This window comes from Salmonella enterica subsp. diarizonae (assembly GCF_008692785.1).
GTDB classification, from domain to species: domain Bacteria; phylum Pseudomonadota; class Gammaproteobacteria; order Enterobacterales; family Enterobacteriaceae; genus Salmonella; species Salmonella diarizonae.
In genome coordinates this window covers 367,120-378,906 of record NZ_VXJV01000002.1, presented here as the reverse complement: position 1 = coordinate 378,906, position 11,787 = coordinate 367,120, and the positions used below count along the sequence as shown (strand labels likewise).

Below are 11,787 nucleotides of genomic sequence, written 5' to 3'. Positions count from 1 at the left end.
ATCAGGTACCTATCTTTTTAAACGTCAACGGAATTGCCGTGTGGTCGCCATAACGGGCGGTACAGGTTGCGACGTCATTGACGCCCGCTTTACAGGTAATTTCCGGCATCGGATAACGTGAGCCATCGGTGCAGCGCGCATTGCCGCGGCTTTTAATCATCAGCTCGCCCGTTTGATGCAGACCAGAGAAAATCTCCGCCCGACAAACCACGTTATCGCCATGTACTACGCGCGCGATACCTTTGTTATTTTGGATCTGGTAACGCAGAGAGGGCGGCTTGCCGGTAATCGGATCTTTGACATCCACACTGACCCGCCAGTTACCGTTTAAAAAGCGCGTGGTTCCAAGCTTCATCTGCGTATTGTCCATCACCAGTGCGTCTTTGGGGATAGCGGCAATGATAACAGGCGCTTCCGGCAGCGGCGCCGCTTTGGGGGCGGGCGTCACATCAGCACGATGCAGCGGCAAATGAGTGGTTAATTCAGGCAATGGGGTAACGTTAGTTTTCGCGATAGCGACAGGCGCGACGCGAGCAGGAGAGGAACCGTCAACGGATGAGGATTGCCAGAAAAAGGGCGTGGCGACGATGGCGATCACCACGGCAGCTATAGGTAAGCTCCACAGCGGTAGACGGCGAGATCTTTTCGCCTCAGCGACCGGGATGGAAGTGGCCGGCTTCGGTTCGCTGGCGATAACTTGCGGCGCAACAGGTTCTTCCGGCATTTTCGGCGGCTCAATGACAGACGTTAACAAAGGTTCATCCGCCTGACTAAATGCCGCCTCTACAAGCGGTTTTTCTTCAGGTTCCGGTTCCGGCTCGACCAGAGGGATGTCAGGGATCGCCTCGGTTATCCGCAGGCAGTCCAGTACATCATCGCGTGTATTTTCGTTGAGATTAACGAATCCCCAGAAGGTGATAACCGGTTTGCCGTTAACCAGGAAAACATGATTTTCGCCGGGAAATTGCGTCGTTTTTTCAAGTAGCGACCCAAATAGCTGAAGCGCGGTTTTACCGGATTGCAGGCTTTTTCGACTGAGAGCAGCCGCGCTTTCAAAAGTGCTGGCTAAATAACGTAATGCCCGAAAACGTGTCTCTTCGTCAGCCGCTTTCCACGCTATCGCCTGACCTTCAATCGGCGAATACCAGTCAACCCGATCGCCATTATCGTTAAGTTGCGGAATCGCCAGACAGTCAACCATCGCCTGCTGTTTACGCAGACGAAGCGTTTCACGAATTTGCAATGCTGATTCAAATACGGCCTGACCACCGCCGCCCACGGCCTGATAGTCATCCAGATTGCCGCTGCGCAAGAGAGTTTTTGCCACGTTGTTATCCCTTAGACTTCTTCACGCATCTACTTTACGGGGTCTATACGCAAGCAAACGGCGGAAGAAAGGCAAAAAGGAGCGAATTCTCGGTCTATTAAGCCCCGTGTTTTCACTTGACGTAAGTTAAATCAGGCTGGCGGCGGCGAATTACCGCATCGGGCGACAATAACGCGTATAATAGGCGAATCATGCTGTTACAGAATAAAGAGTAGGAGAGCTTATGTCGCACCTGGAGGAAGTGAGCGCCCGCGTGGATGCCGCCATCGCAGAGAGCGTTATTGCCCATATGAATGAATTGCTGATTGCCCTGAGCGATGACGCTGAATTACGTCGCGAAGATCGTTATGCGCAGCAGCAGCGTTTACGCACGGCTATCGCGCATCATGGCAGGCAATATAAAGAAGATCGGGATGCGCGCCGCGAACAGCTCACCAAAGGCGGCACGATCCTGTAACCTATTAAAACTGGCGTTTCGCAATCAGCCATGCGCCAATGACCAGCAACAGTGCGCCAAACGCTGGCCCGACCATTGCGCGTAACGTGACGCCGTGGCTACGCGCGATATCCAGCGCCAGTCCGCCGATTAACTGGCTGGCGACCAGTACTGCGATTGTCGTCGCGGCACCGACGTTCTGATACCCGCTAATGCTGGCAAATACAAAAAATGACCCCAGCAGACCGGGGATCAATGTCCACCAGCGAACGCTGGCGAGTAGCTCGCCGAAGCCCGCAGCGCCTTGCTTAAACCACAATATCGTAACAAATAAAACGATCCCTACCAGCGAGTTCAACAGCATAGCGATCAGAATCGTCGATGATGTCTGCGTAATACGCACCATAATACTGTTTTGTACCACCAGCCCGACGCCGGCGGCGATCAAAAAGATCAGCGTCAGAGACTGGTTCATTCGCAGGCGTCCGGCGCGGCGCGTTCATCAAGCTGGAGCTGCATAAACGTGAGATCTAACCAACGGCCAAATTTTACGCCGACCTGCGGCATTTGCGCGGTGACGGTAAACCCCAGCGAATGATGCAGGCGTATTGAGGCCGCATTCTGCGACTCAATGCCGGCCACCATCACGTGCTTGCCGCAGCGTCGGGCTTCGTCGATCAGTCTGCTGAGCAGTTTTCGCCCCAGTCCTTTCCCCTGGTGCGCCGGATGAACATAAACCGAGTGCTCGACGGTATAGCGAAAACCGTCGAAACTGCGCCAGTCGCCAAATGATGCATAGCCAGTCACCACGCCATTTTCTTCGCTTACCAGCACCGGATAGCCCGGTAATTGACGGGCCTCATACCAGGCAAGGCGATTATCCGTATCGACCGTCCGATCGTTCCAGATGGCCGCAGTATGTAATACCGCATGGTTATAGATTTCGGTAATCGCGGCGCAGTCTGCTTTATCGGCAAAGCGTATCGTCATAGGAACTCCAGGGAATGTTCACGATAGTGTTAGAAATACTATTGAAGGCGGCATAAATCAACGGATTAGCGCAAGAATTCACGTTGGGCGAGGGGCTGAGGCAGTCGTTCATAAAAGCGCACAGCGGCGAAAGGCGCCTGATATCTGAGAGTGTTTAACTCCCTCAGATAGCGAATGTTCGACTATTATTGATGGATTATGCCAGGCATGAGGAGAATAGAATGAAGCAACACACCAACCGAAATCGTCGTTGGGTTTTGGCCTCGCGTCCCCACGGCGCGCCGCAGATGGATAACTTCCGCCTCGAAGAAGATGACGTCGCGACACCCGGTGAAGGGCAGGTGCTATTGCGTACCGTTTTTTTATCACTCGACCCTTATATGCGTGGCCGCATGAGCGATGAAGCCTCTTATGCGCCGCCTGTTGAACCTGGCTGCGTTATGGTTGGCGGTACGGTCAGTCGCGTTGTCGCGTCAAACCATCCTGATTACCGACCAGACGAATGGGTGTTGAGTTACAATGGCTGGCAGGATTATGACATTTCAGATGGCGAAGGGTTGGTAAAGCTGGGTGATAATCCGCACCATCCTTCCTGGTCGTTGGGAATTTTAGGAATGCCGGGGTTTACCGCCTATATGGGGTTACTGGATATCGGTCAGCCGAAAGAGGGCGAAACGCTGGTTGTCGCAGCCGCCACCGGCCCCGTAGGCGCAACGGTTGGGCAAATTGGCAAGCTGAAGGGCTGCCGGGTCGTGGGTATTGCCGGCGGCGCGGAAAAATGCCGTCATGCGACGGAACTTTTGGGGTTTGATCTGTGCCTTGATCATCACGCTGATGATTTCCCGCAACAGCTTGCGCAGGCCTGCCCGCAGGGAATCGATATCTATTATGAGAATGTTGGCGGTAAAGTCTTTGACGCCGTCTTACCACTACTGAATACTTCGGCGCGGATTCCACTCTGCGGTCTGGTTAGCGGCTACAATGCGACAGCGTTGCCGGACGGTCCAGACAGACTGCCTCTGCTGATGGCGACGTTACTCAAAAAGCGTATCCGCCTACAAGGATTTATCATCAACCAGGATTATGGTCACCGGATACATGAGTTTCAGCAAGAAATGGGACGTTGGATCAAAGAAGGAAAAATGCATTATCGGGAGCAGATTACCGATGGGCTGGAGAAGGCGCCAGAAGCGTTTATGGGGCTGCTGGCGGGGAAGAACTTTGGCAAAGTTGTGATACGCTTAGCGGACGATACGTAAAGAAAAAATGGCGGCATTATGTCGCCATAAAAATGTGCAAATTTTAAAATTCCGGCTTTACTTATATATTCATCATACAGGTCGCGGTGAGGCAGTTTATCTCCTTCAGCAGCCTGAATCGGTCAAAAATCTCGATACGAGAGGGAATGACGAAGCTAAAGCGATTGCCATAAAGGAACCTGTATTGTTGTAAAAGATGAGAATATCACGCAAGTAAATTATCACTTTTATTTGGCCGTTCAGGTCTGGATTATCTTTTTTACAATTAAGTTCCGAAACTTCTTCGGGACTCAATTGCGATGTTGTTCTGCCAAGAGGTGAAGGAAGGAAAATGCCGGGTACGGAAAAAACACAACATATAAGCCTGACCACACAGGTTGAAAATGGGTTAAAGCATCAATTGTCTATTGGCGCATTAAAGCCAGGCGCAAGGCTTATCACTAAAAATATCGCTCAAGAGTTAGGTGTAAGTATTACGCCGGTGCGTGAGGCCCTGTTAAGGTTGGTCTCTTCCAGTGCTTTGGCCGTGGCGCCAGCACAGGCGTTTATGGTGCCGGAGATCTCGCTGGAACGTTTGCTGGAAATTAATACGATTCGTACTGCCCTGGAGGAGATGGCGGTGGTAGCTGCTGCGGGTAAGATTACCCCAGATCGCGAGCAGACTCTGAATGCGTTATTAGAGGAATTTCAACAGGCGCTGGAAAGTGGGGCTATGGAGAAAATTCTTTTGGCCAACCGCGCATTCCGCTTTGAGATCTATCACTACGCGGATATGCCAACACTGTATGCCATGATCGAGCAATTATGGGTATGTCTGGGGCCAAGTCTGCATTTTTTATATGATAATTTTAAACTTGATGATTATCAAAATGGCGTTAATCTGTACAGGAAATTGCTTAATGCATTAGTGGCCGGTGATAAAGAAGCCAGCCGCCACTGTTTACAGGACGTTTTGCAACAAAACATAGCGACGATTAAAAATCAGTACGTCATGTAACTATGACTTATCAATAGCGGGGGCTCCCCCGCTATTGCCGGATGTTTACTCAAATCGCCATGCCAGATTAATCCCCACGCCATAGTTACGCCCTGGCGCTGGCTCATAATATCGGCCATTCGATTCATTAACGATCACCGAACCGATATATTCTTTATCAAATAGATTATCTACCCGCCCAAAAATATCGACGGTAAGCTGACTGTAATTAAATTTATACCCTGTATTCAGTCCAACAACGGTATAAGAAGGGGTTTTTGCGGTATTTTCATCATCGACCATGATATCGCCCATATACCGAACGTCAGTTCCGGCGTACCAACCCTCATCCGGGATAAAGCCTAATGAGGCGAATCCCATATTACGTGCGATGCCAGGCATCCTGTTTCCATCACAGTTTTGCCCCTGACAAACGTTACTGCGATAGGTCGCATCCAGCCAGGTCCACGATGCTTTCACCCGCCAGTCGCCGGCGAAGCGCTGGTCCAACGCGAGTTCTGCGCCCTGGCGGCGAGTTTTACCCGCGTTTTTGTAGGTAGTGCGTCCCCCCATACTGCTGGCGACGACAATTTCATCATCGGTATCGGTTTGAAATAACGCAGCGGTCAACAAGCCATTACCAATCCGCGTTTTACTGCCGACTTCCACCGTATCATTTGTCGACGGTTTGAGGTCAAAGTTGAACCCGCTTTGGCCGTCAGCGCGATAAGAAAGCTCATTGATAGTGGGGGTTTCAAATCCGCGACCGGCAGCAAGATAGAGATTCCAGGCATCGGTTAACGCATATTTTAGCGATCCGGCGGGTAACCATTGATGATAGCTGGCGTCGCCGCTGTCATCGCCATTGCCGGGCGCGATATAGTGATCGTTAGAATCGAACCACACGGAACTGTAGCGCACGCCAGCATCCAGCGAGAGTTTTTGCGTAAGCTGCCACTGGATTTGCAGATAAGGATCGACATTCCACATCAGGTTACGCTCATCCCGCCGTAAATCGCCTTTATGCCCAAACTCAGGGGTGCCGTTGTTGAGGCGGAAGTTATTGTAACCCTTTCGGTTTTCGCTCATGTTTTCATAATTTAATCCGCCAGTGAAGGTGACCGGTACACCTAATTCTCCACGATGGGTCCAGCGGGAATCAATGCCCTGATAGTGGCGTTGCAGTGTAATCACGCCGCCAGCCTGGGCCGGTTTTAGCTGTGCCACCAGGGGAATAGACTGGTATTGCGTGGTTTCCCGCTCTCCGGCGTAGGCCATCACGCTGATATCATCCTGCGCGCTGAGCTGACGTTCATAACGCAATCCAGCCTGAGTTTGTTTGATAGTTTTACGCGTATTGTACTGTTCAGCGCGCGGCGCCTGTTGCGGATCGGCTTTCCATTCAGATTCGGTGAGTCCGCCGGGATCGTCCGCCTTAATGTCCACACTATTAAAAATCAGCGAGAGTTTACTGGCATCGTCAAGGCGCACGCCCAGTTTGGCATTAGCCAGATTTTTTCGCGCGCCGCTATGATCGCGGTAGCCGTGGGTGGTGAAACGGGTAGTCGATACCGTGTAATCCACGTCGCCAGGCTGTGTGCCGTCACCCATCGCGCCCGTGGCTTTTAGCCCATAGCGCCAGCTTCCATAACTGCCGTAGTAGCTGCTGGCCTCAAGGGTGGGCGGCTGTCGCCCGGTTTCAGTGGTTACATTTATCACGCCGCCGGAAGCATTGCCGTATAACGCTGAGAAGGGGCCGCGTAACACTTCAACGTCTTGTATGCTGTTAATATCAATATTCGAAATCTGGCCTTGTCCATCCGGCATGGTGGCGGGGATGCCATCAACATACAGACGAATGCCGCGCACGCCAAAGGCGGAACGCGAGCCAAATCCACGGATAGAGATTTGCAGATCCTGCGCGTAGTTTTGCCGGTTTTGCATCTGCAATCCCGGGACGCTGGTTAAAGACTCAGATAAATTGACGCGCGGCCTCGCCAGACGCATATCTTCCCCCTCAATGACGCTAACGGCGGCGGGTGTATCCAGTTCGGATACGGTTTGCGGCGTTGCGGTGACTATCATGGTTTGTTCATTGGGTGCGCTGGCGGCCTGAAGGACCGGGGAAAAGGTCAGGGGAAATAAGAGGGCGGGATAAAGTCGCTGTCTAACGGAAATAATTTTCATGAAAATGCCGGGTAAATGTAAGCGTATCAACGGAAAACGTGACATTAAGGGTAGTCAATATGTAAAGTTTTGAAATTTTAATCGCACATTAAGTTAAGAAAATGTGCGGTATTTAAGGGCTAAAACGCTCGCAGGCGAGGAAAAGCTCCACTTTCTGATGAATAATGATTATTATTCTCAACTTATAATAAGCGCGGAACGAAGATTCCGTACAGTGAAGTAGTGTGAAGCAGCTATATAAGTTTTTATCAAAGGGAGTCGTCATGCACTTACGTCATCTTTTTTCGCCGCGTCTGCGTGGTTCTTTATTGTTAGGTTCGCTCCTCGTCGCCTCCTCATTTAGCACGCTGGCGGCGGAAGACATGCTGCGTAAAGCGGTAGGCAAAGGCGCTTATGAGATGGCCTGGAGTCAGCAAGAAAACGCGCTCTGGCTGGCTACATCGCAAAGCCGTAAACTGGATAAAGGCGGCGTGGTTTATCGTCTCGACCCGGTGACGCTGGAAATCACGCAAGCGATTCATAACGATCTCAAGCCGTTCGGCGCCACAATCAATACCGCGACCCAAACACTGTGGTTTGGCAATACCATTAACAGCGCTGTTACCGCGATTGACGCCAAAACTGGCGATGTAAAAGGCCGTCTGGTACTTGATGCGCGCAAACGTACCGAAGAGGTTCGTCCGTTACAGCCCCGTGAACTGGTTGCCGATGCGTCTACCAACACGGTCTACATTAGCGGTGTTGGTAAAGAGAGCGCCATCTGGGTTGTGGATGGCGAAACCATCAAACTGAAAACGGCGATTGAAAATACCGGCAAAATGAGTACGGGTCTGGCGATCGACAGTAAAGCGCAACGCCTGTACACCACCAATGCGGATGGCGAATTCATCACCATCGATACCGCCAGCAATAAAATTCTCAGCCGCAAGAAGTTGCTGGATGACGGCAAAGAACACTTCTTTATTAACCTGAGTCTCGATACCGCAGGTCATCGCGCGTTTATCACCGACTCGAAGGCGGCTGAAATCCTGGTTGTCGATACCCGTAATGGCAATATTCTGGCCAAGATAGCGGCGCCTGCCTCTTTGGCCGTCCTGTTTAACCCGATGCGTAACGAGGCCTATGTGACGCATCGTCAGGCAGGGCAGGTCAGTGTGATCGATGCGAAGACCTATAAAGTTATTAAAACGTTCGATACGCCGACATACCCGAATAGCCTGGCGCTATCGGCAGACGGTAAAACGCTCTACGTTAGCGTGAAGCAGAAATCGACGCGTGAACAGGAAGCGACGCAGCCGGATGATGTTATCCGCATTGCTCTGTAAATAGATATGGAGGGGGGAACCCCTCCAGTCATCTCTTTAAACGCACCGATACGCCTCGTTACACCCCGCTGATAGCCTGATGATTCTGTGAGAATTACACTGCCTTTTGTTGTAGTTAACTCATTATATTCACGAGAGAAATATGAAAAAATTATTTATATGCTCAGGTTTGGGCATGATGTTTTTTATGCTTGCGGGTTGCACAACCAACTATGTGATGACGACGAAGAATGGGCAAACGATCGTAACTCAGGGTAAGCCGCAATTAGATAAAGAGACGGGAATGACTCGTTATACCGATCAGGAGGGTAACCAGCGGGAAATTAACAGCAATGATGTGGCGCAGTTGATTAAGGCTGACTAACCATTGGGCGCGATGCGGTGTTGGTGGCAACGAGCATTAACCCCGGCAGGTCTGGCGCTGCCGGGGAAGGGTAATGTTATGTCGCGGCCTCTTCTTTCAATACGACACTCACTGTCGAATCCGCAGTCACTGGCGCAGTGCGATGGATCTCCGCCACGCGACGGCGCACGCCAAACCAGCCGGCGACCAGCAGAATGGCGATCAGCGGCAACGAGGCGATAGTGTAAGTTCCATTCGGGTAGTCAAACGCCATGAGTACCAGCACGCTTAACAAAAACAGCAGCGTTAGCCAGGAGGTAAAAGGCGCGCCGGGCAGTTTAAAACTGACGTCTGCGGCTTTACCTTCTTTTATCGCCTGGCGTAAACGCATCTGGCACACCATGATAAACGCCCACGACGCGATAATGCCGAGCGAGGCAAAATTAAGAACGATCTCGAACACGCGGGAGGGGACGAGGTAATTCAGGAACACGCCGACCACGTAAACTACCAGAGTCGCCAGAATACCTGCATAGGGCACATGCTGACGGCTCATTTTCGCCATGAATTTCGGTGCGGACCCCCCCATCGACATTGAGCGTAAAATTCGCCCCGTACAGTAAAGGCCGGAGTTCAGGCTGGAAAGCGCGGCGGTTAACACCACGATATTCATAATGCTGCCAATATAAGGCACGCCAAGTTTAGAAAAGAAGGTGACAAACGGACTTTGTCCCGCCTGATAGGCGTTCCACGGCAGCAGTAAAACCAGCAGTACGACCGATCCCACATAGAACAGACCGATACGCCAGATCACGCTATTGATGGCTTTCGGCACCATCGTCTGTGGATCTTTGCACTCGCCGGCGGCAGTACCGACCAGCTCAATCGAAGCAAAGGCAAACACCACGCCCTGAATCAGTACCAGCGCGGGCAACAGGCCGTGCGGGAACAATCCGCCATTATCTGTAATCAGGTAGAAACCGGTGGCATTGCCATCAAGCGGTTGACCGGTGCCGAGAAAAATCGTGCCCACCACCAGGAAGATAACAATCGCGAGTACTTTTATCAGCGCGAACCAGAACTCCATTTCGGCAAACCATTTTACGCCGATCATATTCATGGTACCGACAATGGCTAACGCGCCGAGCGCGAACACCCATTGCGGAACGTCGCCAAATGCGCCCCAGTAGTGCATATATAACGCCACGGCGGTGATATCGACGATCCCGGTCATCGCCCAGTTAATAAAGTACATCCAACCTGCGACGTAGGCCGCTTTTTCACCCAAAAACTCACGGGCGTAGGAGACGAAGCTCCCGCTGGAAGGGCGATGCAATACCAGTTCGCCCAGCGCGCGTAAAATGAAAAAAGAAAAAATACCGCACACTAGATAGACCAGCGCCAGTGCCGGTCCGGCCATTTGCAATCGGGCGCCTGCGCCTAAAAATAATCCGGTGCCAATCGCGCCGCCGATAGCAATCATCTGAACCTGGCGATTTCCCATCGCTTTGTGATACCCCTCTTCATGGGCGTTCAGCCAGCGTCGTTTCGCCGCATGTTGCTCTGCGGCGTGCGTAGTCTGTGTTTTCATTACGTTACCTGTTATGGCCTGTCTGACAGAAAAATCCCTTATGCCGCGACGGGTGCTAACCAATCGATTACCTGCAATGGCGAATACGGTTTTTCCCTTATTCTGTTAAAACCGCCGGCGGTGCATCCTACCTGCAATTGTTAAATGACGCAAAATATACGAAAAGGACAAAATGAGGATGTCGAGTCTATTTGTGTGGTCAGAGGTGGTGTAAAGCGGTCACGATTCAGCCAGCAGAGACGACATTATAAACTTATGGCTGGCGTGTCGCGCCCTAAATAACCCGTGTTAAACCTTGCACACGACCTGGGCATTATTTGAAAGTTTCCACCATCGTCTAAAGGTCACTATGGCATAAACATGAACTGACAACGGAGTATTACGATGCCATTAACATCAGCTGGAACCTACGCGCGGGCATTTAAAGCAGAAACGAATCTTCCTCAGGCTGCGGGAAACTATGAAAATAAGCTGGCGACTAAATTCGCCAAGGGAATGGTGGGCGTATTCACGCTGGGAATTGGCTATGGAATTTTTCGCTTGATTGAGCATTATTGTAATGTTCGACCTAAAGTTGCCGAGTTCTGTGCTAATGCAGAGGGTATACACGCTAATCTCATGGCCGCGTCTGCGTTACAAAAAAAGACGGTGGAATGTAATCTTAAAAGCGGCGGCCAGTTGCGACTGGAAGAAATTTCTGTCGGCCCCAATGGCGAGTCGGTAGTAAGAATATCCGACGACAACCACACGGATGAGGTTCCCGGTACGTTCAAAGAGATCTGCGTAAAGCTGGAACAGGAATTTGAAACAGCGCCAGGATTATATGCTCTTAGCGAAAGTTATAAGACTCTGGCGGCATTTTCAGAAATGAACGCCTTCAAAATAGCGCCAATTATAAACGGTCCGGAGCCGCAGTTCTATGGTGAGAACTTATATGTCAGAAGTATGTATAACATACATAGGCAATTAAGCCAGGCTGCGGCTGAAGGTAAAACCACTGTGAGAATGACCGTATGCGAAGAGGCAGGCGAACAGTACCCTCTTGAGTTTATAGAATTTCCGGACCCGGTAACGGAGCAGATAAAGGTAATACTTACAAACGAGGCCACCCAAGAGGACATTACCATTGAGGGCAATTTTGTCCAGTTTTCTGAGGAGTTTGAGAGAATATTTACTGCCCTTGACTCAACAAATGAGACGTTTAAACCGCTGGAAGAGAGAATCATTGACGTTGCCAGAAGCGCTATTGCAACAGGGGTAAGACCTGCTGACGATGCCAGTTCCATCATGTCGACGATTCCACTGCTGAGGGAGGAAGACTCGTCTCGTCTAGATCCAGGTTAACTCATTGGC

Annotated in this window: 11 protein-coding genes; 6 read left to right on the top strand and 5 right to left on the bottom strand. The window is 51.1% G+C overall.

Features of this window, described 5'->3' with window-relative positions:
• Nucleotide 1: 1 nt before the first annotated feature.
• Nucleotides 2–1,327, bottom strand: coding sequence for a virulence-associated effector SrfA (gene srfA / locus F4V72_RS05830; RefSeq protein WP_053529065.1), 1,326 nt, complete (start codon nt 1,325–1,327; stop codon nt 2–4).
• 223 nt (nt 1,328–1,550) lie between these two features.
• Here srfA and F4V72_RS05825 point away from each other — a divergent pair, with 223 nt between their 5' ends.
• On the top strand, nt 1,551–1,784 hold the full coding sequence (locus tag F4V72_RS05825; RefSeq protein WP_000018717.1) for a YdcY family protein: 234 nt from the start codon (nt 1,551–1,553) through the stop codon (nt 1,782–1,784).
• Nucleotides 1,785–1,788: 4 nt separating this feature from the next.
• On the opposite strand, the gene F4V72_RS05820 is transcribed toward F4V72_RS05825, so the two are convergent.
• Both F4V72_RS05820 and mddA read right to left on the bottom strand, forming a co-directional pair.
• The gene (locus F4V72_RS05820) at nt 1,789–2,238 is read right to left on the bottom strand and encodes a DMT family transporter (RefSeq protein WP_023249410.1); all 450 of its coding nucleotides are present in this window, start codon (nt 2,236–2,238) and stop codon (nt 1,789–1,791) included.
• Complete coding sequence (gene mddA / locus F4V72_RS05815) at nt 2,235–2,753, bottom strand: L-methionine sulfoximine/L-methionine sulfone acetyltransferase (RefSeq protein ID WP_023249409.1); 519 nt, start codon at nt 2,751–2,753, stop codon at nt 2,235–2,237. Before mddA ends, F4V72_RS05820 begins: the two co-directional genes overlap by 4 nt.
• 221 nt (nt 2,754–2,974) lie before the next feature.
• Here mddA and F4V72_RS05810 point away from each other — a divergent pair, with 221 nt between their 5' ends.
• The gene (locus F4V72_RS05810) at nt 2,975–4,012 is read left to right on the top strand and encodes an NADP-dependent oxidoreductase (protein WP_053529067.1); all 1,038 of its coding nucleotides are present in this window, start codon (nt 2,975–2,977) and stop codon (nt 4,010–4,012) included.
• Nucleotides 4,013–4,343: 331 nt separating this feature from the next.
• The gene (gene mcbR / locus F4V72_RS05805) at nt 4,344–5,009 is read left to right on the top strand and encodes a colanic acid/biofilm transcriptional regulator McbR (protein ID WP_023249407.1); all 666 of its coding nucleotides are present in this window, start codon (nt 4,344–4,346) and stop codon (nt 5,007–5,009) included.
• Between the two features lie 45 nt (nt 5,010–5,054).
• Here the strand turns inward: mcbR and pqqU are convergent, their stop codons facing one another.
• On the bottom strand, nt 5,055–7,175 hold the full coding sequence (pqqU, locus tag F4V72_RS05800) for a TonB-dependent receptor PqqU (protein WP_136058281.1): 2,121 nt from the start codon (nt 7,173–7,175) through the stop codon (nt 5,055–5,057).
• 263 nt (nt 7,176–7,438) lie between these two features.
• On the opposite strand from pqqU, the gene F4V72_RS05795 reads away from it, so the two are divergent.
• Together F4V72_RS05795 and F4V72_RS05790 are read left to right on the top strand one after the other, a co-directional pair.
• Nucleotides 7,439–8,500: a YncE family protein gene (locus F4V72_RS05795; RefSeq protein WP_070801238.1), complete on the top strand. Its 1,062-nt coding sequence runs from the start codon at nt 7,439–7,441 to the stop codon at nt 8,498–8,500.
• A 142-nt stretch (nt 8,501–8,642) separates the two neighbouring features.
• Entirely contained in the window at nt 8,643–8,864 is a 222-nt protein-coding gene (locus tag F4V72_RS05790; protein ID WP_023249404.1) for a YgdI/YgdR family lipoprotein, read from the top strand.
• 76 nt (nt 8,865–8,940) lie between these two features.
• On the opposite strand, the gene ansP is transcribed toward F4V72_RS05790, so the two are convergent.
• Nucleotides 8,941–10,434 (bottom strand): L-asparagine permease, encoded by a 1,494-nt coding sequence (gene ansP / locus F4V72_RS05785; protein WP_023249403.1) that lies wholly within the window; start codon nt 10,432–10,434, stop codon nt 8,941–8,943.
• 384 nt (nt 10,435–10,818) lie between these two features.
• Between ansP and F4V72_RS05780 the strand changes: the two genes are divergently transcribed.
• Nucleotides 10,819–11,778: a hypothetical protein gene (locus tag F4V72_RS05780; protein ID WP_053509706.1), complete on the top strand. Its 960-nt coding sequence runs from the start codon at nt 10,819–10,821 to the stop codon at nt 11,776–11,778.
• Nucleotides 11,779–11,787: the final 9 nt, after the last annotated feature.

Bases quoted from the DNA above. Each gene is read 5' to 3' on its own strand.
- F4V72_RS05825 (WP_000018717.1), top strand. From the start codon at position 1,551: ATGTCGCACCTGGAGGAAGTGAGCGCCCGCGTGGATGCCGCCATCGCA.
- F4V72_RS05820 (WP_023249410.1), bottom strand. From the start codon at position 2,238: ATGAACCAGTCTCTGACGCTGATCTTTTTGATCGCCGCCGGCGTCGGG.
- mddA (WP_023249409.1), bottom strand. From the start codon at position 2,753: ATGACGATACGCTTTGCCGATAAAGCAGACTGCGCCGCGATTACCGAA.
- F4V72_RS05810 (WP_053529067.1), top strand. From the start codon at position 2,975: ATGAAGCAACACACCAACCGAAATCGTCGTTGGGTTTTGGCCTCGCGT.
- mcbR (WP_023249407.1), top strand. From the start codon at position 4,344: ATGCCGGGTACGGAAAAAACACAACATATAAGCCTGACCACACAGGTT.
- pqqU (WP_136058281.1), bottom strand. From the start codon at position 7,175: ATGAAAATTATTTCCGTTAGACAGCGACTTTATCCCGCCCTCTTATTT.
- F4V72_RS05795 (WP_070801238.1), top strand. From the start codon at position 7,439: ATGCACTTACGTCATCTTTTTTCGCCGCGTCTGCGTGGTTCTTTATTG.
- F4V72_RS05790 (WP_023249404.1), top strand. From the start codon at position 8,643: ATGAAAAAATTATTTATATGCTCAGGTTTGGGCATGATGTTTTTTATG.
- ansP (WP_023249403.1), bottom strand. From the start codon at position 10,434: ATGAAAACACAGACTACGCACGCCGCAGAGCAACATGCGGCGAAACGA.
- F4V72_RS05780 (WP_053509706.1), top strand. From the start codon at position 10,819: ATGCCATTAACATCAGCTGGAACCTACGCGCGGGCATTTAAAGCAGAA.